General features: G+C 45.7%; 16 protein-coding genes and 1 tRNA gene. 13 read left to right on the top strand and 4 right to left on the bottom strand.

The window, feature by feature from the left end; translation table 11 throughout:
• The first annotated feature begins 171 nt into the window (after window positions 1-171).
• Entirely contained in the window at window positions 172-1,869 is a 1,698-nt protein-coding gene (locus tag KDM92_RS14425; RefSeq protein ID WP_212685151.1) for a long-chain-fatty-acid--CoA ligase, read from the top strand.
• A 156-nt stretch (window positions 1,870-2,025) separates the two neighbouring features.
• Here the strand turns inward: KDM92_RS14425 and KDM92_RS14420 are convergent, their stop codons facing one another.
• The 3 genes from KDM92_RS14420 to KDM92_RS14410 all read right to left on the bottom strand — a co-directional run bounded on the left by KDM92_RS14420 (window position 2,026) and on the right by KDM92_RS14410 (window position 5,030).
• A complete protein-coding gene (locus tag KDM92_RS14420; RefSeq protein ID WP_212685150.1) occupies window positions 2,026-2,817 on the bottom strand; it encodes a substrate-binding periplasmic protein in 792 nt (263 codons plus the stop codon).
• Between the two features lie 315 nt (window positions 2,818-3,132).
• Entirely contained in the window at window positions 3,133-4,335 is a 1,203-nt protein-coding gene (locus KDM92_RS14415) for a hypothetical protein (protein ID WP_212685149.1), read from the bottom strand.
• Window positions 4,336-4,622: 287 nt separating this feature from the next.
• Window positions 4,623-5,030, bottom strand: coding sequence for an acyl-CoA thioesterase (locus tag KDM92_RS14410; protein ID WP_189347117.1), 408 nt, complete (start codon window positions 5,028-5,030; stop codon window positions 4,623-4,625).
• Window positions 5,031-5,350: 320 nt separating this feature from the next.
• Here KDM92_RS14410 and KDM92_RS14405 point away from each other — a divergent pair, with 320 nt between their 5' ends.
• The 12 genes from KDM92_RS14405 to KDM92_RS14350 all read left to right on the top strand — a co-directional run bounded on the left by KDM92_RS14405 (window position 5,351) and on the right by KDM92_RS14350 (window position 22,215).
• Complete coding sequence (locus tag KDM92_RS14405) at window positions 5,351-7,192, top strand: ABCB family ABC transporter ATP-binding protein/permease (RefSeq protein ID WP_212685148.1); 1,842 nt, start codon at window positions 5,351-5,353, stop codon at window positions 7,190-7,192.
• Between the two features lie 100 nt (window positions 7,193-7,292).
• Entirely contained in the window at window positions 7,293-8,252 is a 960-nt protein-coding gene (locus KDM92_RS14400; RefSeq protein ID WP_212685147.1) for a LysR substrate-binding domain-containing protein, read from the top strand.
• Between the two features lie 139 nt (window positions 8,253-8,391).
• Window positions 8,392-8,814 carry a nucleoside diphosphate kinase regulator gene (gene rnk, locus KDM92_RS14395; protein ID WP_212685146.1) on the top strand — a complete coding sequence of 141 codons (423 nt, stop codon included), beginning with the start codon at window positions 8,392-8,394 and terminating at the stop codon, window positions 8,812-8,814.
• Between the two features lie 829 nt (window positions 8,815-9,643).
• On the top strand, window positions 9,644-11,323 hold the full coding sequence (locus tag KDM92_RS14390; protein WP_212685145.1) for a class I SAM-dependent DNA methyltransferase: 1,680 nt from the start codon (window positions 9,644-9,646) through the stop codon (window positions 11,321-11,323).
• Window positions 11,324-11,348: 25 nt separating this feature from the next.
• The gene (locus tag KDM92_RS14385) at window positions 11,349-12,710 is read left to right on the top strand and encodes a restriction endonuclease subunit S (RefSeq protein ID WP_329603165.1); all 1,362 of its coding nucleotides are present in this window, start codon (window positions 11,349-11,351) and stop codon (window positions 12,708-12,710) included.
• A gap of 173 nt (window positions 12,711-12,883) precedes the next feature.
• Window positions 12,884-13,543 (top strand): REP-associated tyrosine transposase, encoded by a 660-nt coding sequence (locus KDM92_RS14380; protein ID WP_230408365.1) that lies wholly within the window; start codon window positions 12,884-12,886, stop codon window positions 13,541-13,543.
• Window positions 13,544-13,729: 186 nt separating this feature from the next.
• Complete coding sequence (locus tag KDM92_RS14375; protein WP_230408364.1) at window positions 13,730-16,906, top strand: type I restriction endonuclease subunit R; 3,177 nt, start codon at window positions 13,730-13,732, stop codon at window positions 16,904-16,906.
• A 228-nt stretch (window positions 16,907-17,134) separates the two neighbouring features.
• Window positions 17,135-17,698, top strand: a complete 564-nt coding sequence (locus KDM92_RS14370) for a hypothetical protein (protein ID WP_212685143.1) — start codon at window positions 17,135-17,137, stop codon at window positions 17,696-17,698.
• Window positions 17,695-18,417 (top strand): hypothetical protein, encoded by a 723-nt coding sequence (locus KDM92_RS14365; RefSeq protein WP_212685142.1) that lies wholly within the window; start codon window positions 17,695-17,697, stop codon window positions 18,415-18,417. Before KDM92_RS14370 ends, KDM92_RS14365 begins: the two co-directional genes overlap by 4 nt.
• Window positions 18,418-18,478: 61 nt before the next feature.
• Window positions 18,479-19,924 (top strand): DUF2130 domain-containing protein, encoded by a 1,446-nt coding sequence (locus KDM92_RS14360; RefSeq protein ID WP_212685141.1) that lies wholly within the window; start codon window positions 18,479-18,481, stop codon window positions 19,922-19,924.
• 503 nt (window positions 19,925-20,427) lie between these two features.
• Window positions 20,428-20,877, top strand: a complete 450-nt coding sequence (locus tag KDM92_RS14355) for a helix-turn-helix domain-containing protein (protein ID WP_212685140.1) — start codon at window positions 20,428-20,430, stop codon at window positions 20,875-20,877.
• A 3-nt stretch (window positions 20,878-20,880) separates the two neighbouring features.
• The gene (locus tag KDM92_RS14350; RefSeq protein WP_212685139.1) at window positions 20,881-22,215 is read left to right on the top strand and encodes a type II toxin-antitoxin system HipA family toxin; all 1,335 of its coding nucleotides are present in this window, start codon (window positions 20,881-20,883) and stop codon (window positions 22,213-22,215) included.
• A gap of 188 nt (window positions 22,216-22,403) precedes the next feature.
• Here KDM92_RS14350 and KDM92_RS14345 read toward each other — a convergent pair.
• Window positions 22,404-22,479 (bottom strand) — tRNA-Phe (locus KDM92_RS14345).
• Window positions 22,480-22,506 lie beyond the last annotated feature (27 nt).

The following is a 22,506-nucleotide window of genomic DNA, read 5'->3' as shown; positions in this document are numbered from 1 at the left end:
AGAAATCGCAAGCAGAAAATAGCCTGCTTGCATCTTGTTTGACTTGAATAACATCGTTGAGATCGCTAGTGAATTCACCGCGATTCGATGTAGGTGTATGCAAAGAGATGGCCGGGGTTAGAGTGTTCATCAATAATTTAACGACCATATAAAAAAGATTGGAGACAACAAATGACGACAATAAATACAGATAAATTTTGGCTCAAACATTACCCGCCAAACGTTCCAGCGGAGATCGATGTTACCCAATACAAATCCCTAGTTCATTTATTGGAAGAGGCTTTCAAAACATTTGCTGATCGCAATGCGTATGTCTGCATGGATAAGTTTTTAACTTATCGCGAAGTAGATGTGATGTCGAAAAAAGTTGGCGCATGGTTGCAAAGTCGCGGCCTACAACGCGGTGCTCGCGTTGCTGTGATGATGCCGAATGTCTTGCAATATCCTGTTGTTTTGGCAGCGATTTTGCGTGCTGGCTATGTTGTGGTCAACGTCAATCCTTTGTACACGCACCGTGAACTTGAGCATCAATTAAAAGATTCTGGCGCAGAGGCGATTTTCGTACTAGAGAATTTCGCGACGACCTTAGAACATTCAATCGCCAATACCGATGTGAAGCATGTCGTGGTGTGCGCGATGGGTGATTTGTTGGGTGGCTTAAAAGGCACGATCGTGAATTTCGTTGTGCGCCATGTCAAAAAATTGGTACCAGCTTTTTCTTTACCAGGTTCATTCCGTTTCAATGATGTCGTCGCTCAAGGCGCGTCCATGAAGTTTCAACCAGTGGAGATCAAGCTTGAAGACGTCGCTTTCTTGCAATACACAGGTGGTACAACCGGCGTTTCGAAAGGTGCGGTATTAAGTCATCGCAACGTGGTTGCTAACGTATTGCAAAATCATGCTTGGCTCAAACCAAGTATGGACGCGCACAAAGAGACGCCACAGTTAGTATTTGTTTGTGCTTTACCGCTGTATCACATCTTCGCTTTGACGGTATGTAATATGGTTGGTACGCGTATCGGTGGTTTGAATCTTTTGATTCCAAATCCGCGCGATATCCCCGGCTTTGTGAAAGAATTGAAGAAGTACAAGATCAATATTTTCCCTGCGGTGAATACCTTGTACAACGCCTTGTTGAATAATCCAGAATTTGCAAACACCGATTTCTCTGGCTACTTGTGCTGTACCGGTGGTGGTATGGCGGTACAAAAAGCGGTCGCAGAACGTTGGAAGGCAGTGACGGGTTGTGCGATTGCAGAAGGTTATGGCCTCTCTGAAACATCGCCAGTTGCGACTGCTAACTACGCTGACTCCAAAGAGTTCACGGGTAGTATAGGCTTGCCAATTTCGTCGACAGAAATTGCGATTTTGGATGATGATGGTAAGCCAGTGCCGCTAGGTGAAAGCGGCGAAATCGCGATTCGTGGTCCACAAGTGATGATGGGATACTGGAATCGTCCCGACGAAACCGCAAATGCCTTCACACCTGATGGCTTCTTTAAGTCCGGTGATATTGGCATCATGGACGAGCGCGGATTCACCAGAATTGTCGATCGCAAGAAAGACATGATTTTGGTTTCTGGCTTTAATGTTTATCCAACAGAAATCGAAGGCGTAATTGCAGGTCACCCTGGTGTTTTGGAATGTGCATGCGTTGGTGTGCCAGATGAGACTTCGGGTGAGGCAGTCAAACTGTACGTTGTCAAGAAAGATCCGGCATTAACAAAAGAAGCATTGATGGCGTTCTGTAAGGAAGAGTTCACCGGTTACAAAAAACCGAAGTACATTGAATTCCGCACTGAGCTGCCAAAAACCAATGTAGGCAAAATCTTGCGTCGTGCATTGCGGGACGAGAAACCAAGTTCCTAATATTTCTGCATGCTTATTTAACGATAAGTTAGCAATTCGTCTGCTGCAAATTAGTTAGAAGCTAGTTGGAATTCGCTGCAAAATGAAAAGCTCGGTTAAAACACCGAGCTTTTTTTATGTCTGAAAGATTGAGGTGCAGACGATTGCAAGAGTAGTTTATTGTTTTGATTTGAGCGAAGGTGTTGCGGGTAATGTCGGCGAGATTTGTCGTCGATATTTTTGTTCGATTTTCATAAACGTTTTATCTTGCCTCATTTGTTCTAGCGCTTGATTCCATTGCTCGACTATGTGTTTATCGGTGTTTTTTGAGACGGCAATGTATAACTCACTTTTGAATAATTCAAAAATCAGCTTGACGTCACTTGCTTGATAGCCAGAGGCAATCGCCAGACTTTCAACGCCGAGTTTAGAATCGGTATAGGCGGGAATGCGTCCCATCATTAATTTCTTAAAGCTAGAGATATTCGAGCTTGCGCGATCAAGGTTGGTGAACCCCAGCCGAGTTAAAGTTTGATCGCGAATATCATTTCGATAGACACCAATTAAGCTAAGTTGTTTGGCTTCTTCAATACTGTTAATGCGTAAGTTAGAGTCCGATTTGGCGTACAGTCCATAGATATTCGACATTATCGGACCTATCCATTGATAAGCGTCTTCACGCTCAGGGGTGCGTGCCATACTAAACAAGAGTGTATTGGGATTGTTATTAATCTTATCTAAGCCACGTGCCCAAGGAACCACTTGAATTCGGTCTTTATTGCCAACACGTTTTTGGATTTCTTGCACGATTTCGATAGTAAAGCCAGTTAGCTTGCCATCGGTGCCATAAAACTGCAAAGGACGATCTTCTTCGCAATACAGCGCTAAGTTTTGTGCCATACAAGAACCGCTCAGTAGCGAGCTACAGAGTGCAATTAAGCGCAAATTAAATTGAAACAGTTTTAGCATTGGATTAGAGATATTAGCCAGAAAACTAAAGATCTAACGAACCTAAACAATCAATTGTGCTGCTGAACTTGGTATGCCTGAAGCTACTGCGGTGGTGTATTGAAAATTTTAGTGTCGATTATGTTGCATGAAAATAGAAACAGACTAGTGATAGCAACAATCGAGTAAGCTGATAATGCCATTAGTCTGTGTTTCTGTCTATGCTGGTTAGAGGAATGAATGCAGTACTTGAGCGCACCCGTACAATTTGAACCGCTTTGCTTGTTGCACCATCTCCGCCTTGTTGACACATTTAGTAGGAAAGTGTGGCGTGATTTATTTGCGCAATACTGTTTGGATCATGCTTTCGTTATATGCGGTCGAACTACGATCACTCTCATCCATGAGCTTTTTCCATAGTTGTAAAACATCAGTGTTGTAGCTCTTGAAGCGTTTAAATCCACAGGCGTACGCGATTCGTACAGGATCTTTGGTGTCGTCACATTCTTTGATCAGTTTGTCTTCAAATTGGTCTACTGCTTGTTTCGACCATAACCCAGTTATGAGTAGGGTCTCTGTGGTAATCGCATCAGCACCACCTTCATTGATCCATGATTCGGGGAATGAAGCCCAAGCGCGATTGGGAATCGATTGCCAGATATGCGCTAGCTCATGCGCGATCATGTAAGTGAAGCGATTGCGGCTTTCGGGTTTGTCGATAATGCTTTCGTTGCCTGCTAAGCGGTAAGCCAGTTGACCTGGTAAGGCTCCACCGCTGATGGAATAGCCTTTTAAATGCAAGTCACGGATCGCAAAGAAAATCATTGCTGGTTCGCTTGGTATGCGTTCAAATGATTTAGCGTAAGACGCGGTTACCCGTTCGGTTGTAGTTGCCAATACTTCGCGCATCCATGTCGGTGTAAGTGGGTCCAGCACCAAAATACCGTGCGAGGCAATAATAGGTTCTTGTGGGCCAAAATACGCAAATAGGCTAACACCTTCTTGCGCCTTTTGCGGCAAGACGATTTTTTCACCAGGCAATCCATGCGCTATAAATTGGGTCTTGAGCGGACGATTCACACCAGCTACGCTAACTTGGCCAGTTAGATGTCCTAAAAACAGTGCGACTCCGCCATCAGAAAAGTGAATCATCGGCACATATTGATTATGTGAGAATGGGTGATACGACTTGACCGCAATCGTGGCGCGTTGAAAGCGACCTTGCTCATGTTGTAATACTTCGTTGCCAGCCTTGTTGGCAATTTTCATCGCTGGGTTGCTTGGCTTCCATGCATCTTGTCGGAACTGAACAACTGGTGGACCAAAATCTAAGGCATCGATCTCTTGTGAGAACTGATAATCGAATTCCCAATCATCCTTGCTTAAACGCTTGATAGTAATCGTCGCGGTCACGGCTTGTTGGGATTGTGCTTGCTCGCCTTGCTGTTTGGCAGCGTGGTTTGAAATCGTATCAGCGGCCTTGCTATATAAGCTAGAGACGCACAAGATGATGCCTGCAATGAGGCTAAATCGATTCATAGTTAACTCCTTTGTTTGGCTATTCGATCGTGACGGCAATGAAGATGGGTAATGCTCAAAGCGAGCGTCGATTCTCGACGATAGCGAGAAAAGTTTGGATCGTAGCGTTGATTGGTGTGAGGCGCGTTTAGTTTGCGATACACCGACAAATCGGAGGAATGAACAGCACAATCGATGTGCGCATTGTGCGGAGCTATGAATGAAGGTGAAGCAGCGGCAGAGATGATTCAATCAAAGCAGTCGAGATTGAATCACGACGGCTTTGACGGATAATAAAACCAAGCGACTTACAGTAAGTCTAATGGCGGAATGGCGCGTGGTTTGCGATGTTCGTCAGTCGCTACATATGTTAATGTGGCTTCGGTGACTTTGACGGTGTCCGCTTGTAGTCGATTACGTTCTGCATATACTTCAACCGATACGGTGATCGAGGTATTGCCGACCTTGATGACTTCTGCGTAGAAAGACAATAAGTCACCGACAAACACAGGTTGTTTAAATAGAAAAGAATTCACCGCAATCGTCGCTACCCGCCCATTCGCGCGCCGTGCAGCCGGCACAGCACCAGCAATATCGACCTGCGCCATAATCCATCCGCCGAACACGTCGCCATGAATATTGGCATCCGACGGCATTGGCATGACGCGTAAGGTCGGCATGCAATTGGGTAATGAAGTTTTTGAGCTTTCTGACATGGCTTTCTCTCTAAGATCGATTGAACGCGATACAATCGCATGAATATACTTTGTAGACTTGATTCTCGTACGCATTGCCCCAACATCAAGTCAACACGTCTTCGTATCTATTTTTATTTCTATTGCTAGGCATCGCTAGTAAATAAATGGCTTGCATTGATTGCTTGCACTAATCATTTGCGTTAGTTATTAGCATTAGTTACTAGCATTAATTATTAGTGCTAATAATTTGTATTAATTGCCAAATCATTTATCGCATTTATCATGCTGTGGCGCAATAAAGTTGAATAATATAGTAAATCCTTTTTTGATGGTAAGCCATGCGTCGCGACTCTCGTCCTTCTTCTCCTGTTAGTCCTAATGCCGTTCGCGGTGACTGGTCCACTGTAAAGACCTTATTGCCTTATTTATGGGCATACAAATGGCGTGTGTTATTAGCGCTGAGTTTTTTGGTTGGTGCTAAGTTAGCCAATGTCGGCGTGCCCTTGGTTCTAAAGGAATTGGTTGATCGCTTAACGGCAAATCCTAGTAGCCCAGTGAGCTTAATGGTATTGCCAGTGAGCGTGCTAATCGCTTATGGCGTGTTGCGTTTATCTACCACCTTATTTACAGAATTACGTGAATTCGTATTTGCCAAGGTAACACAAAGAGCAGTGCGCACCATCGCCTTGAAGGTGTTTAGGCATTTGCATGCCTTGTCTTTACGTTTTCATTTGAATCGACAAACTGGCGGAATGACGCGTGACATCGAACGTGGCACGCGGGCGATTTCTTCTTTGGTGTCATTTGCCTTATTTAGTATCGTGCCAACCCTATTAGAGATAGGTTTGGTATTGACTTACTTATTTCTGCAATACGATAAATGGTTTGCGATTATTACTATCGCTGCCTTGATTATTTACATCGTGTTCACGATTGCGGTCACCGAGTGGCGTACGAATTTTCGTCGTACCATGAATGATCTCGATTCAAAAGCCAGTACCAAAGCAATTGATTCACTACTCAATTATGAGACCGTGAAATATTTTGGCAACGAAGAATACGAAGCACAGCGCTACGATCAAGGTTTGCAGAGTTACGAAAAAGCCGCAGTCAAATCGCAAACAACTTTGTCGATGTTAAATGCGGGCCAATCTTTGATTATCGCCACCGCAGTCACTTTAATTTTATGGCGTGCCGCGCAAGGTGTGATTGACCAAACGATGACGCTTGGTGACTTAGTACTGGTTAATGCTTTTATGATTCAGTTGTATATCCCCTTAAACTTTTTGGGAGTCTTATATCGAGAGATCAAACAAAGCTTGGCGGATATGGAAAAGCTATTTAGCTTGCTCGATCAAAACAAAGAAATCGCCGATAAGCCAGCAGCACCAGTATTGCAATTGGCTGGCAATGCTTCGCCAGAAGTAGAGTTCAAACGCGTGAATTTTAGTTACGAAGAAAAACGTCAAATTTTGTTTGATCTTGATTTCACGATTGCGGCAGGAACCACGACGGCTGTGGTCGGGCACAGCGGCTCAGGCAAGTCAACGCTGTCGCGTTTGCTGTTCCGCTTCTACGATATCCAATCTGGCAGCATTCATATTGGTGGCCAAAACATTATGGATGTGACGCAGCATTCTTTGCGCCAAGCGATTGGCATCGTGCCGCAAGATACTGTCTTATTCAATGACACCATTGGCTACAACATTGCTTACGGTAAACCCGGCGCAACGAAAGAAGAAGTGATTGCAGTAGCTAAGGCTGCGTATATTCATGATTTTATTGAGAGCCTGCCAGATGGCTACGAAACCATGGTCGGTGAGCGTGGCTTGAAATTGTCTGGCGGTGAAAAACAACGTGTCGCGATTGCGCGTACTTTACTCAAAAATCCGGTGGTCATGATTTTTGACGAAGCGACTTCGGCACTTGATTCAAAATCGGAACAAATGATACAAGCGCAATTAAAGCAAATTGCCAAGAGCCGCACCAGCTTAGTCATCGCCCATCGCCTATCGACGATTGTCGATGCACAGCAAATTTTAGTGATGGATAAAGGGCGCATTATCGAACGTGGTACGCATCCAGAATTGATGGCACTCGCAGGTGCGTATGCGCAAATGTGGGAGCGACAACAGCATAGTTATGATACGGCTAGCAATGTAAATGAGGCTGAGTCTTGATTTCATGCGATTGAATTCTGTCGCTGTGTCGTAGTTCTAATGCGTAGTTGACACTAATGTTTGAGTCTAACTTTTAATATTATTTATCTCAAAATAATCTATGGAAACCAAATGGCTAGAAGATTTCGTCTCCTTGGCGGAAACCAATAGTTTCAGTCGTTCTGCAGAATTGCGGCACGTAACGCAGCCAGCGTTTTCGCGACGCATACAATCCTTAGAAGCTTGGTTAGGCGCTGATTTGATTGATCGAACTTCTTACCCAACGCGTTTAACAAACGCGGGTGAAATTTTCTTTGAACAAGCGATTGCGATGCTGGGGCAAATCAATAATGCACGCGCCTTATTGCGCGGCAAGCGCACTTCGATTCAGACTACCGTCGACTTTGCAGTGCCGCATACTTTGTCCTTAACCTTTGTACCGAAATGGCTGAGTGAATTGCATAGCAACTTTGGCGAGATCAATAGCCGATTGTTAGCTTTGAACGTGCATGATGCGGTGATGAGTTTGGTAGAAGGTGGTTGTGATCTTATGCTTTGCTATCACCATCCACAGCAGCCCTTGCTGTTAGATCCAGCCCAATACGATATGATCAGCATGGGAACTGAAACTTTACGTGCGTACGCGCGCTGTGATAAAGCAGGTCAGCCAGATTTCATTTTGCCTGGCACCATCGAAGAACCCTTACCGTTTTTAGCCTACGCAAATAATGCTTATCTTGGACGCATGGTGGATTTGATTCTGACGCAAACCAAGCAAGCACTGCATCTCGATAAATGCTACGAGACTGACATGGCAGAAGGTCTCAAAATGATGGCCCTTGAAGGACGTGGCGTTGCGTTTCTTCCAGAATCTGCGGTAACGCGTGAGCTCAAGCAAAAGCAATTAGCACGCGCTGATGGTGGCGCAGATGCATGGGAAGTACGTATGGAAATCCGCTTGTATCGTGAGCGTCCATCAGAACAAAAGCCCGGCAAACCAGTCGTCGCTAAATTATGGGACTATTTGACGCAAATGAGTGCGTTAGCGAGCAAATCAAAAACAGTACGTTCTCAACGTTAGATCGTGCCACGTTAGATTGTGCAATCTTAGATTGTCCAACCTTAGATTGTCCAACCTTAGATTGTCCAACCTTAGATTGTTTATGCGGTCGATGTTAGACTAAGCCAAATCAAATTTGAATGTAGCAAAGGAGAAAAGTATGACCCCGCAAACGCTGAGTAGACCTAAGATTATTGTTTCCACATTAGATGCGGAGCGCATAGAACAATTGCTGTATGGTCTTCCACACAATGCAGCAATCAAAGACGAATTAGAAGCAGAGTTGCTGCGTGCCGATGTCGTTGAACCGACCGAGATTCCAGCTAATGTGGTGACGATGAACTCCACAGTCAGATTTAAAGTTGCATCTTCACCAGAAGAATTCGAATTAACTTTGGTGTATCCAAAAGATCTCGACGCCAGCGGCAAGAAAATTTCAATTCTGGCCCCAATCGGCAGTGCCTTACTCGGCTTATCGCAAGGCGACCAGATCCAATGGCCAACACCAGATGGCGGCGTGCAACAAGTATCGATACAAGAAATTACCTATCAACCTGAACGAAATGGTGAGTATCACCGCTAATGAAACATCAGCAATCATGCTCCATGTTACTGGCTAAATACTAAAGCGAAGACGATGGTTAGCGATTGATTGTGAATCGATTTGGTATTTTTCTATGAAATAGCACGAAGTCATTTTCGTGCTATTTTTTTTACTTGCTACTACTTGAAATCAGAGCGTTGAATTACAGACTAAATAGTGCAATCCAAAAGAATAAAAAGCTACCTAGTCAATTTCTTTATTAAGTAGGGTCAATCCTCGATTAAATTTTTTAGGAACATTGATTCAAGTCTAATTTTTGTCTGCGATTCGCTATTGTTGATGAGACTATCGGCCTGCTCAAAAATGATTGTGGTGCACCTGACATGTGGCTGGCATTCTTTGTGCATAGTTGCGCTAGCCTAAAAACTTGCATCAAAAAAAAGGGAAAGTTGAATAGAGTTCACACGGCATTGACTTGCTCTTGCGACGTTATTGGTTACACTTTTCCATTGAATTCACATAAGTATTTGATGGTGTCTTCTTACGTGTAATTGACATGTAATCGTTGCTGATTGTTGTGGATGCATTAAGTTCAAGGCGAACTAATCTAGTTTGTTTGAAATCTAAGCAAAAATCAAGAAAGCTACTGTATCACGCTGAAGTCATTCATATAGCTTGATACATCGGTTGGTAACTATGAGCTGAGGAGCTGTAGATAAGAATCAAAATAATGCAATATTGGCGAGGCATCTATCAAGATTTAGAATATGATCCTTAGTCTCGTTAAAAAGCATCGATGAAAACATCGCAATGCTGCAAAAAATAATGCTCTTTTTAAAACGAGCATACAAAACACATAGAAAGCATCATGGTCGATCAGAACGAACAAGAATTCCTCAACAGCCTAGAAAAGAAACTCTGGACCAGCGCCAATAAGCTTTTGCCCGCACTCGATGCGGCGCAGTACAAGCACGTCATGCTTGGTCTGATCTTTTTGAAATATGTGTCCGACGCCTTTGATTTGCGTCGAGAAGAGCTCGCCAAACAAATCGCTGATCCTCAGCATGAAAACTATCTCGACCCAGACGGCATGGACGAAGCCGAGTATCAGGCTGAAATTGCGAATGAATTAGAAGTGCGCGACTTCTACTTGGAGACTAATACCTTCTGGGTGCCGCCCGTCGCACGTTGGCAATTCTTGCGCGATCACAATAAAGTCGTCATTGGTGGTGCAGAGCTTGAAGTGCTCGTCAACGGCAAGGCGCAAAAAGTAAAGGTGAGTTCCGTCGGGCATTTGATCGACAATGCGCTGGAAGCGATTGAGTTAGACAACACCAAACTCAAAGGCGTGTTGAACAAACGCTATACGCAATTGCAGATCGACCAAGCCAAGCTTGGTGAATTGATCGACCTGATTTCCACCATCCCGTTCACGCACGATTCTTTGTCGAGCAAAGATATTCTCGGCCACGTCTACGAATACTTCCTCGGTCAATTCGCTTTGGCCGAAGGTAAAAAAGGCGGGCAGTTCTACACGCCCAAAGCCATCGTGAGTTTGATCGTGCAAATGTTGGAACCCTACAAAGGCCGCGTGTACGACCCTGCTATGGGGTCGGGTGGTTTCTTTGTACAGTCGGAACAATTCATACGCGAGCACCAAGGTCGTATCGGTGAGATTTCGATTTACGGGCAAGAGTACAACCACACCACATGGCAACTCGCCGCCATGAACATGGCGATCCGTGGCATCGAATTTAACTTCGGCAAAGAGCCTGCCAACACCTACACCAACGACCAACATCCCGATCTGCGCGCCGATTTTGTGATGGCCAATCCACCATTCAATATGAAGGAATGGGATACCGGTGTCGACGACAACGACCCCCGCTGGGTCTACGGCAAGCCACCGTCTGGCAATGCCAACTTCGCATGGTTGCAGCACATGCTGTATCACTTAGCACCCAACGGTAGCATGGGTTTGCTGTTGGCGAATGGCTCCATGAGTTCCAACACCAGCGGCGAAGGCGAGATCCGCAAAGCCTTGATCGACAACGATTTGATCGAATGTATGGTGGCGCTACCGGGGCAACTGTTCACCAACACCCAAATCCCCGCCTGTATTTGGTTCCTCACCAAAAACAAAGGCGCACGCACTGCCGCCAGTGGCCGTGCTTTGCGCGACCGCAAGCAACAAGTCTTGTTCATCGATGCACGCAATTTGGGTTACATGAAAGACCGCGTCCTGCGCGATTTCACCGCAGAAGACTTGAAGAAAATTTGCGATGTTTATCATGCTTGGCAAACCGGAATTGATTACCAAGATCAAAAAGGATTCTGCGCCAGCGCTCGTTTAGAAGACATGCAAAAGCAGGACTACGTGTTGACACCCGGCCGCTATGTGGGAGCAGAAGAAGTCGAAGAAGATGGCGAAGCCTTCGCAGAAAAAATGACGCGCTTGACCGCGCAGTTGAAAACGCAGTTTGAAGAAAGTGCGCGCTTAGAAGGCGAGATCAAGAAGAACTTGGCGGGGTTGGGTTATGAGTTCTGATTGGAAAGAGTACGCTTTGCTTGATGTGTTTGATGTAACCAATGGTCTCTCAAAGAGTCGAGAAGCGTTTGGTTTTGGCTACCCGTTCTTAACTTTTAAAGAAATTTTTAATAGTTATTTTGTGCCTGATGAGTTGGTTAACTTAGCTAATACCACTGAAGCAGAGAGAAAGAAGTGTTCTATCAAGCGTGGTGATGTTTTTATTACCAGAACAAGTGAGACCTTCGATGAATTGGGCATCACGTGTGTGGCTTTAAAGGACTATCCTAATGCAACGTTCAATGGTTTCACTAAACGCTTGCGACCAAACGGTAAGGTTAAAATCAATCCAGAGTATTCATCTTTCTACTTCAAGAATGCTTCGTTCCGACGTCAAGTCTTAAGCCTAACAAATATGACCACAAGAGCGAGCCTTAACAACGAAATGCTCGAACGATTGACGATTGTCTTACCTCCCATGGAGAAGCAGAAAGAGATTGCGAAGATTTTGGTTGATTGCCACAACAAAATCGAACTCAACCGTCAAATCAACCAAACCCTAGAACAAATCGCGCAAGCCATGTTCAAGAGTTGGTTTGTCGATTTCGAACCCACACGCGCCAAGATTGCAGCGAAAGAAGCGGGTGGTGATCAAGCAGCCATAGAACAAGCCGCCATGTGCGCCATCAGCGGCAAAACCTCAGACCAACTAAACCAAAGCCCACCAGAAACCCTAGCCCAACTAAAAGCCACCGCAGCCCTATTCCCAGACGCACTAGTTGATTCGGAGTTGGGGGAGATTCCGGAAGGGTGGGAGGTTAGTGAAATTGGCAAAGAGGTTGACGTTGTAGGTGGAGGAACGCCTAGTACAGCGAATGTGGAGTTTTGGGATGGCGGGCAACATCATTGGACTACGCCAAAGGATTTATCCAATCTGACCGACAAAATACTTTTGGAAACCGATAGGAAAATTACCGATGCTGGCTTAGCGAAAATTAGCTCGGGACTCTTACCTCAAAATACTGTGCTGATGTCATCACGCGCACCTGTCGGCTACTTGGCGATTGCGAAAATTCCCGTTGCCATCAACCAGGGTTACATCGCAATGAAGTGCGAGAAAATTCTTAGTCCTGAATATGTTGTCCAATGGGCAGAGTCGGTCATGGATGAGATCAAGCAGCGTTCCAGTGGCACTACTTTTGCAGAGATTAGTAAGACTAATTTTCGATTAATTCGAGTCCTAGTACCCAGTAAAGACTTGATTCAGGCGTATACGAAAGATACATCGAAGTTCTACGAAACAATCACATCTTTGCTTTTAGAAAATTTAACCCTAGTTTCAATGCGTGATTCGTTACTGCCTAGGCTATTGTCAGGTGGCACAATTTTCGGAGTGAACGATGAATGAGGCTTCTTTTATTCTTCAAAATTTCAATAGCGCTTTCGTAAGCAATGCTTCCGCCTCTCATTTGTTAGGGACGTAGGGCGCAATGAATTGCGCCGCATGGGGTGGTTGAATATGGTGTGATGGATGGTGAAACTCATGGGATCGTAAAAATGCTGTGATGTGCGGTTGAAACAATGGCGCAATACATTGCGCCCTACGCTTCTTGGTTTGTTTTTGGCGGAGTGGTTGAACCGATGGTGCAATGCATTGCGCCTTACGCCGCGACGCTTCGTGGTTTGTTTTTTGGAGGGTGGGGTTTCGTAATACTTGTTACGGATGGGAGATGCGCTGTGCCAAATTATCGACGTTTGTGGTATCCGGGAGGCACCTATTTTTTTACGGTGAACTTATTGGAACGTAAGGGAAATGATTTATTGGTGCGGCATATTGATTTACTGCGTATCGCGGTGCGCGAGGTAAAAGTGACTCATCCGTTCGTAATACACGCTTGGGTGGTGCTACCTGATCATTTGCATTGCATCATCGAATTACCGCAAGGTGATGTTGATTTTGCCATGCGTTGGCGGCGCATTAAGGCAATTTTTTCGAAGTCACTTCCCAAGGGGGAAACCCTTTCCGCGACGCGTGTGAAACGGGGGGAGCGTGGTATTTGGCAACGCCGCTTTTGGGAACATTTGATACGCGACGAAGATGATTATGCGATGCACATGAACTATGTGCACATCAATCCCGTCAAACATGGTTTAGTGAGCAAAGTAGCCGATTGGCCGCACTCCACTTTTCATGGTTTGGTGGAACAAGGTGTGTATGCGGCAGATTGGGCGGGAGAATAAGATTGTAGGGCGCAATGCATTGCGCCGCATGGGATGATCGAATATGGTGTGTTCGATGGTGAAACTCATGGAATCGAAAAAAATGCCACGGTGCGTGGTTGAAACAATGGCGCAATACATTGCGCCCTACGGTGTTGCAAAACAACGATGTCTTGAACGTAATAGTGAGAAAGTGAAAAGGATAGGATGATCACCGAAGACCAACTAGAACAACTCTGCCTTTCATGGTTTCAAGAGATCGGTTACGACTACGTCTGTGGCTATGATATCGCGCCCGAAGGTTCGCAACCAGAGCGTGTCGATTATCGTCAGATTATTTTGACGCAGCGTTTGATCACTGCTTTACAACGCATCAATCCGCACATTCCCTTGGCGACACTGGAGCAGGTGGCTTTGTCTTTGGCTAAGCCCGAGTCTTTAACACTGATCAAGAGCAATAAAGCGATTCATCAGTTGGTGTTAGAGGGTGTGAAGGTTGAGTTTAAGACGCAGGATGGTGATAGCGGTGCTGATGCCAAAATCGATTATGTGCGTTTGATTGATTTTGCTGTGCCTAGCAATAATCAGTTTTTGGTCGTGAATCAGTACAGTTTGGTGGGTAAGAAAATTGATCGTCGCCCTGATGTCTTGGTCTTCATTAATGGCTTGCCTTTGGCGATTTTGGAGCTGAAAAATCCTGCCGATCAGAATGCAGATATTTGGCAGGCTTTCCAACAGATTCAAACCTATAAAGACGAAATTCCTGAGTTATTTGTTTTTAATGAAGCCGTGGTCGTCAGTGATGGTATTGTCGCGCGCGTTGGTTCGCTGACGTCAAACAAAGAGCGCTTTTTACCTTGGCGCACTGTCGCGAATGAAAACGACAAACCCAAATTTGAATATCAGCTTGAGACCTTGGTCAAAGGTTTCTTCAAGCCCGAGCTCTACCTTGATTACATTCGCTTCTTCATTTTGTATGAGCAAGATGGTGATACCACGATTAAGAAAATTGCGGGCTACCATCAGTTCCATGCCGTGCGCGAAGCGGTTCGCGCCACCGTGATTGCGGCTCAGCGTGCCGATGGGCGCAGCGTCATGCAACCACGTGCCAACTATGCGAATGAAGTCGTGCCGGGATCAGGCAAGGCGGGTGTGGTGTGGCATACGCAAGGCTCAGGTAAATCGATCTCGATGTTGTGTTATGCGGCCAAGCTGTTAGCGCAACCTGAAATGAATAACCCCACCATTGTGGTCGTCACCGATCGCAATGATTTGGACGGGCAGTTGTATAACACCTTCAGCTTGGCGCAAGAATCATTGAAGCAAACGCCAGTGCAAGCAGAAGACCGCGATAGCTTGCGTGAACTGCTCTCATCACGCCAATCGGGCGGCATTATCTTTACCACGGTGCAGAAGTTTGCTTTGCTAGGCGAAGAGACGATGCATCCGGTGTTATCGACACGCCATAATATTGTGGTGGTGAGTGACGAAGCGCACCGTAGCCAATATGGCGACAAAGCCAAATTCAACACCAAGACGGGGCAATATAGCTTTGGCTATTCCAAGCATATGCGAGATGCATTGCCAGAAGCGTCTTTCATTGGCTTTACGGGCACACCAATTGATTCAGCAGACAAAGATACCAAAGCGGTGTTTGGTGATTATGTGTCGATCTACGATATTCAAGATGCGGTCGATGATGGCGCCACGGTGCCGATCTACTACGAATCGCGTCTCGCTAAATTGAATATTGATCAAGCGGGCATTGAAGACCTGAATGAAGAGATTGAAGAAATTATCGAAGATGAAGAAGACGTTGCTACCCGCGAAAGCACTAAATCGCAATGGGCTGCGTTAGAGAAGTTGGTCGGTAGTGACCCGCGTATTCAACAAGTGGCGGCAGACCTTGTCGCCCACTTTGAAAGTAGAACTGCGAGTATGCCGGGCAAGGGCATGCTGGTGTGCATGAGTCGCGAGATTTGCGTGGATATGTACAACGCCATCACCGCATTGCGACCGGAGTGGCACGATGCCGATCCGAATAAAGGCGCGATCAAAATTGTGATGACGGGTTCGGCTTCTGATAAAACAAAGCTGCAAGCACACATCTACAACAAAGAAACGAAAAAACTGTTTGAGAAACGCTTCAAAGATGTGAATGATCCATTGCGTTTGGTAATTGTGCGTGACATGTGGCTCACGGGTTTTGATGCGCCGAATTGCCACACCATGTACATCGATAAGCCGATGAAGGGGCATAACTTGATGCAAGCGATTGCACGAGTGAACCGCGTTTTCAAAGATAAACCAGGCGGCTTGGTGGTGGACTATATCGGCATTGCGAGCGAACTGAAAAAAGCTTTGCACACGTACACCAATTCGCAAGGCAAAGGCAAACCAACGCTCGACACGCACGAAGCCTATGCCATCTTTTTAGAGAAGCTGGAGATCATACACGCCATGTTTCATGGTTTTGACTACAGCCAATTTGAAACCAAGGCTTTACAACTATTGCCCGGTGCGATGAATTATTTGTTTAGCATCAAGGGGGCGAATGGTGAACTGGATGGTAAGAAACGCTTCCTAGACGTCATGGCCGCCTTGAGTAAAGCCTACACCTTGTGCAGTACCTTGGACGAAGTCGGCCCGGTCAAAAAAGAAGTCGCTTTCTTAAGCGCGGTAAAGCACGCCATCACTAAATTCACCACCATCGACAAACGCCGCACCGATGAAGAACGCAATAGCGCGATGAAACAAATCATCGACAACGCCATCATTGCGGAAGGCGTGGATGATATTTTTAAATTGGTCGGCTTAGACAAACCGAACATCGGTTTGCTTTCGCCCGAATTCTTAGATGACGTGGCCAACTTACCGCAAAAGAACCTTGCCGTCGAACTCTTGGAAAAGTTATTGCGCGATGAAGTCAAAGCACGTATGAAAACTGACGTGGTATCGGAGAAAAAATACTCAGATCGCATCTTAGAAACCCTACGCAAGTACCATAACCGCGCCATCGAAACCGCACAGGTGATCGAAGAGATGATCCAGATGGCGAAAGACATGGCAGCAGACGCAGAGCAAGCGGCTAGGCTTGGCTTGAATGCCGATGAAATCGCCTTCTACCGCGCCCTGATTCAAAACGAAGCCGCAGTCCGCGAACTAGGCGACAACAACTTACGCGACCTAGCCAAATACGTCACCGAACAACTACGCGCCTCCACCACGGTCGATTGGCAAGTACGCGACAGCGTCCGCGCCAAACTACGCAACTTAGTACGCCGCGCCCTCAGAAAATGGAAGTACCCACCAGACAAAGCCGATGAAGCGATTGAACTGTGCTTGAAGCAGGCTGAGGTGTTGAGTCATGGGTGGAGTAGTTGAGTGTTTATGTGTGCAAGTGAGCCTGGCTATAGCAGTTTTTAGGAAAATTTGAACAATGTGAGTTCTATGTGTCAGCGTTTTGGCATTGAGCTGCGCGCATCTTTAAATACAGTCTCTGACATTAAAAAAACAACACATTCGCTATTCGCGAATAACGAATATCCTTAATAAATCATTGACAAATAATGGAAAAATAAAGAACATATTCTATTCGTGAATAGAGAATGGATGTTTGCATTTAAGACAATGACTGCTGTTAAAACAAATCCTCAAATTATTTTGCGCCCCCAAGATTTGGTCGTCTTGTTGCGTCTCTCTTTGGAGAATGGGCCCGCACCAACTTATGCAAGTTTAGCTGACGAACTATGTTTGACAGCATCGGAAATTCACGCCGGTGTTAAACGTGCAGAGGCGGCGCAGTTATTATTTAAGGACGAAGCTGGCAAAGCAATCGTGATTAAAGAAGCTTTGCGTTTGTTTGTACAGCATGGCGCGCGTTATGCATTCCCAGCGACACGCGGCAGTGAATCGCGAGGGATGCCCACCAGTTACGCGGCAGCACCCTTAGCGGATAAGATCGTTGCCGGAAGTGGTGTCTTGCCTGTGTGGCCGTATAAAGGAGGCAGTGCGCGTGGCTTTGCTTTTTATCCGCTGTACCCAAGCGTGCCACAAGCCGCGATGCGCAACGCAGCCTTATACGAACTTCTCGTTTTATTCGATGCCATACGTGGTGGAAGCCCAAGGGAACGTGCTTTAGCAATTGGCATGCTAGACGAAAGACTCAAAGCATGAGTCCACATGATCCTAATATCGCGATGATCGAATTAGTCGCCAAGCACTTGGGTGACATGCTGCTAGATGAAGTGGTCTTTGTTGGTGGTGCGGTGGCGGGTTTGCTGATCACAGATCCTGCTCAGCCAGCGATTCGTCCAACTGAAGACGTGGATATGATCGTGCAAGTCATCGCGCATAGCGATTACTATCAGCTTGAAAAGCGTTTGCGTGAACGTGGTTTCATACAAGACTTGCAAGCTGAGGCACCGATTTGTCGTTGGAAAATCCAAAGCATCACCGTTGATCTGATGCCGACACTAGAAGAAATTTTAGGCTTCTCTAATCGCTGGTATGGCTACGCATTGGAGATGGCGCAAAGGATCGTTTTGCCATCAGGATGTGCGATACGTTGTATCACAGCGCCATTATTCCTGGCGACCAAATTAGAAGCTTTTTCGGGGCGTGGGAATGATGACTACTTATTCAGCCACGACCTCGGTGATTTACTCGCCATTATTGATGGGCGCGAAACGATTATCACCGAATGCGCGCAAACAAAAATAGAACTGAGAGAATACTTTCGTGATCGCTTACGAGCCTTATTGCAAACGCCAGCATTTGTCCAAGCCTTACCTGGGCATTTGCCCGGTGATGCTGCCAGTCAAGCGCGACTGCCAGAACTTCACGAAAAAATACGGCTGCTAGCTGGGTTAGTAGAAATTGAGAACAAGCACTAAATTTGTTCTCACTGATTGTGACCATCACGCCACGATTACGAGAGCGAATGTCGCACGCTTTATGTATAGTGCAGCCACCCCATTTTTAGGTAAGACGTATGAACGAAATCATTGCCCCCATTGCAGTAAAGCTTTCAAGATCGATGAAACTGGTTATGCCGATATCGTGCGGCAGGTGCATGATGCGGAGTTTGAGCAGGCTTTGCATGAACGTTTGAGCTTGGCTGCGCAAGAGAAGCAGACGGCTGTGCAGTTGGCGGAGGCGAAGAGTGCGAGTGAGGTGCAGCGCGTGGCGGCGAGTAAGGATGCTGAGATTGTGGCGCTGAAATCTAAGCTCGATGCGGTGGGTGTTGAGAAGCAGTTGGCGGTGGCTGAGGCTTTGAGTCAGGTGCAAAAAGAGCGCGATGCCTTGGCGAATGAGTTGGCACAAGCCAAGCGTGATCGCGAAGCAGCGTCGGCTTTGTTGGAGGCGAAATTGCAAACCGAGATGCAGAGAGTTGCGGCGGAAAAAGAAGCGCAGATTCAGAGTTTGAAAGCGCAGTTGGATGCCAAGGCTATCAGCGAGCAATTGGCGATTAAAGAGGCGATCACCACGGTTGAGAAACAGCGTGATGAATTGAAAAATGGTTTAGAGCGTTCGCAGCTGGAACGTAGTTTGGCCGAGAGTGCTCTTAAGGAAAAATACGAAACGCAGTTGAAAGATCGCGATGAAGCGATTGAGCGTTTGAAGGATATGAAGGCCAAGTTGTCGACCAAGATGGTGGGCGAAACTTTGGAACAGCATTGTGAGATCGAGTTCAATAAAATCCGCTCCTTGGCCTTTCCGCGTGCCCATTTCGAGAAAGACAATGACGCGCGCAGTGGCAGTAAGGGCGATTTCATCTTCCGCGATTTTGATGAATCGGGTACCGAGATTGTCTCGATCATGTTCGAGATGAAAAACGAAAACGAAGAGACCGCGACCAAGAAAAAGAATGAAGATTTCTTGAAAGAGCTCGACAAAGATCGTCAAGAAAAGCAATGCGAATACGCGATCTTGGTGTCGATGCTAGAACCAGAAAACGAACTCTACAATTCGGGCATCGTCGATGTCTTTCATCGCTATCCCAAAATGTATGTGGTGCGCCCGCAGTTCTTTATCCCCATGATCACGCTGTTGCGCAATGCGGCGATGAATTCTATGCAGTACAAGAACGAGCTAGCGCTCGTGAAATCGCAGAATATCGATATCACCAATTTTGAGAGCGAACTCGATAACTTTAAGGCTGCGTTCGGTAGAAATTATGAGCTGGCTTCCGCCAAGTTTCAAAAAGCCATCGAGGAAATCGACAAGTCCATTGATCATCTGCAAAAGACCAAAGACGCTTTGTTAGGCACTGATCGCAATTTGCGTTTGGCGAACGATAAGGCGCAGGATGTGACGATTAAACGTCTGACCAAAGGGAATCCGACCATGGCGAAGAAGTTCGCAGATTTGCGTGATGGTGGTGGGGATTTGTTGGATTAATGCATTCAATTCTCAATGAAGCAACTTAACTTGATTTTCGATGGGTACTTTACATATTGCCGAATCTCCGAATGTTTTGGAATTGTTGAATTGTTGCACTGAAAGAAACTAATTGATTCTCAATCTAGGAGCAATAGGAAGTTTTGGAGTAGATCGACGATAAAAGCTAGTGAAGAGTGGAAAAATCCTAGATAAATGAAAACGGCTCACATTTCTGTGAGCCGCATTATTTTGGTGGCCCGGGGGGAATCAAGTTGGTGAGATAGGGATTTTTTAATCCTCGATTAAATCATTTAAAACAATGAGTTAGATTTATTTTTTCTCCGAAATATGCACTTTATAAGTTCCGCTTTTTGGCGAAGATAATTTCGTTTAACAATGTTTATGTTTCAACTCCTCGTTACAATGTATAAATTGTAATTTGTAAATACAATTTTTATGTTGTATTGTTGAAATACAATGCTAAACTTGTAGGCGATTTAAATTGTCAGGAGTAGGAGCGCATGGAATATCGAATCCAAACACTCAATCAACTAAAACCACTTGTTCAAGGCTTTAGGCGAAAATCCGGCTTGACGCAAGCGGCGATGGCTGAGCGACTAGGGGTGTCTCAGCAAGCATATGCACAAATTGAATCAAACTTATCCAGCACAAGCGTTGAACGACTTTACACAATACTTAGGCTATTGAATATCGATATTAATTTTACGAGCCAGACAGATGTCCAATCAACAGCGGCAGAGATCGCTAGCATTTCATCGAAAAATCTGGTCACTCCGAATAAAGTTAAAAAAACTCAGAACTTCAAAGCAGAACAAGGTACTAAAAAACTAGTCTCCAGAGAAAAGCAGTCAAATACTTTATCGAGCAAAGAAGAAACTAGCGTAAACAAAAAACGAACCTTGGTCTCACCTGCAAAACTAAGTAAGCGTTCAGACACGACGAAATGGTGATGCATGGCACGTAGATCAAAGCAAAATACGCTTAATGTTTGGTTCAACGGCACTCCCGTTGGTCAATGGAGAAACAAGGCAAATTCTTCTACTTTCACTTACTTTAATGAGTGGTTAGAGGACGAGGGCGGACGTCCATTGTCATTGTCGATGCCATTTACGGCAAGTAATGATGCCTATTCCGGTCAGGTAGTCATAAACTATTTCGATAATTTATTACCAGGCAGCGATATCATTCGACGTCGGCTTGCCATGCGCCACAATACAGGCGGCACATCTCCGTTTCAACTACTTGAGGCAATCGGTAGAGACTGCGTGGGCGCCGCCCAAATACTCCCTGTAGATGTGCAGCCCGAAGACTTGTTTTCTATCCGCAAACGTCCATTAGACGAACAGGCGATCGCCAAATTATTGCGTGATACTACTAACCCAAATGCGTTTGGACACCACGATGATAATCAAGATTTCCGAATTTCCATCGCTGGTGCGCAGGAAAAAAATGCTCTCCTATACCATCAGGGAGGTTGGTACCTACCAATTGGAAGTACTCCAACCACACATATATTGAAATTGCCGCTCGGATTGGTTGGAAGTATGCGCGCGGATATGAGTACATCGATAGAAAATGAATGGCTGTGTTCTATCATTCTTGAAGGGTTTAATCTGCCGATTGCTAAGACAGAAATTCTGCAGTTTGAAGAACAAAAAGTGCTTTCTGTAGAAAGATTCGATCGGAAGTATTCCGATGACAGAAGTTGGATTGTTCGTCTGCCGCAAGAAGACATGTGTCAAGCCTTGGGATGTTCACCGCTCAATAAATATCAGAGAGATGGCGGACCAGGAATTGAAGCGATTATGCGGCTGTTGTTGGGCTCCGAAAGCGCGGTAAAAGACAGACAAAATTTCTTTAAAACCCAAGTCATCTTTTGGTTGCTCGCGGCAATCGATGGGCACGCAAAAAAATTCAGTATTTTCTTACAGCCGAATGCTCGATATCAGGCAACGCCAATCTATGACGTGTTATCTGCACACCCAGTTATTGGTACAGGACCTAATATGATTTCGCCACAGGACGCTAAACTCGCTATGGCAGTCCGAGGAAGCGCTAACTACTATCATCTTCAACCTATCCAGCGTCGACATTGGTCTAGTGTGGCAAAACAGGTGGGACTAGGTGCAATCACCGCTGAAGAGATTATCGAAGAGGTACTTGCGCAGGTCCCAAAAGTTGTTGAGTCTGTGTATGGAAGATTGCCCGCAAACTTTCCATTATCTCTTGCCGAGTCGATAATTGAGGGACTACAAAAACAGGCGGCCATTCTTATCAATCAGTGCTGACGCGCATCCCCGGCTGGTCAAATTTGAGTGTGCGTCAATACATTACATCAAGAACAGACGCGGAGATCAGGTAAATCCAACCAAATAGTCGTGACGTGGAAAGATGCCAAACAGGTGGAATTGTGGAGCAAGCAAGAAATTGCCGAACAAAACAAAACGGCCCACATCGCTGTGAGCCGCATTATTCTTGGTGGCCCGGGGCGGAATCGAACCACCGACACAAGGATTTTCAATCCTCTGCTCTACCGACTGAGCTACCAGGCCAAGACCAAGAATTATAGACACCTATTC

Source organism: Affinundibacterium baiyunense (assembly GCF_018139645.1).
Classification (GTDB): Bacteria; Pseudomonadota; Gammaproteobacteria; order Burkholderiales; family Burkholderiaceae_D; genus Undibacterium; species Undibacterium baiyunense.
The sequence above is the reverse complement of the archived record's forward strand: the minus strand, read 5'-3'. Positions and strand labels throughout refer to the sequence as shown.

Coding starts and splice junctions, on each gene's coding strand:
- rnk (WP_212685146.1), top strand. CDS start 8,392: ATGACCCCGCAAACGCTGAGTAGACCTAAGATTATTGTTTCCACATTA.
- KDM92_RS14425 (WP_212685151.1), top strand. CDS start 172: ATGACGACAATAAATACAGATAAATTTTGGCTCAAACATTACCCGCCA.
- KDM92_RS14410 (WP_189347117.1), bottom strand. CDS start 5,030: ATGTCAGAAAGCTCAAAAACTTCATTACCCAATTGCATGCCGACCTTA.
- KDM92_RS14355 (WP_212685140.1), top strand. CDS start 20,428: ATGGAATATCGAATCCAAACACTCAATCAACTAAAACCACTTGTTCAA.
- KDM92_RS14370 (WP_212685143.1), top strand. CDS start 17,135: ATGTTTGCATTTAAGACAATGACTGCTGTTAAAACAAATCCTCAAATT.
- KDM92_RS14405 (WP_212685148.1), top strand. CDS start 5,351: ATGCGTCGCGACTCTCGTCCTTCTTCTCCTGTTAGTCCTAATGCCGTT.
- KDM92_RS14375 (WP_230408364.1), top strand. CDS start 13,730: ATGATCACCGAAGACCAACTAGAACAACTCTGCCTTTCATGGTTTCAA.
- KDM92_RS14400 (WP_212685147.1), top strand. CDS start 7,293: ATGGAAACCAAATGGCTAGAAGATTTCGTCTCCTTGGCGGAAACCAAT.
- KDM92_RS14360 (WP_212685141.1), top strand. CDS start 18,479: ATGTATAGTGCAGCCACCCCATTTTTAGGTAAGACGTATGAACGAAAT.
- KDM92_RS14390 (WP_212685145.1), top strand. CDS start 9,644: ATGGTCGATCAGAACGAACAAGAATTCCTCAACAGCCTAGAAAAGAAA.
- KDM92_RS14380 (WP_230408365.1), top strand. CDS start 12,884: ATGGCGCAATACATTGCGCCCTACGCTTCTTGGTTTGTTTTTGGCGGA.
- KDM92_RS14420 (WP_212685150.1), bottom strand. CDS start 2,817: ATGCTAAAACTGTTTCAATTTAATTTGCGCTTAATTGCACTCTGTAGC.
- KDM92_RS14350 (WP_212685139.1), top strand. CDS start 20,881: ATGGCACGTAGATCAAAGCAAAATACGCTTAATGTTTGGTTCAACGGC.
- KDM92_RS14365 (WP_212685142.1), top strand. CDS start 17,695: ATGAGTCCACATGATCCTAATATCGCGATGATCGAATTAGTCGCCAAG.
- KDM92_RS14415 (WP_212685149.1), bottom strand. CDS start 4,335: ATGAATCGATTTAGCCTCATTGCAGGCATCATCTTGTGCGTCTCTAGC.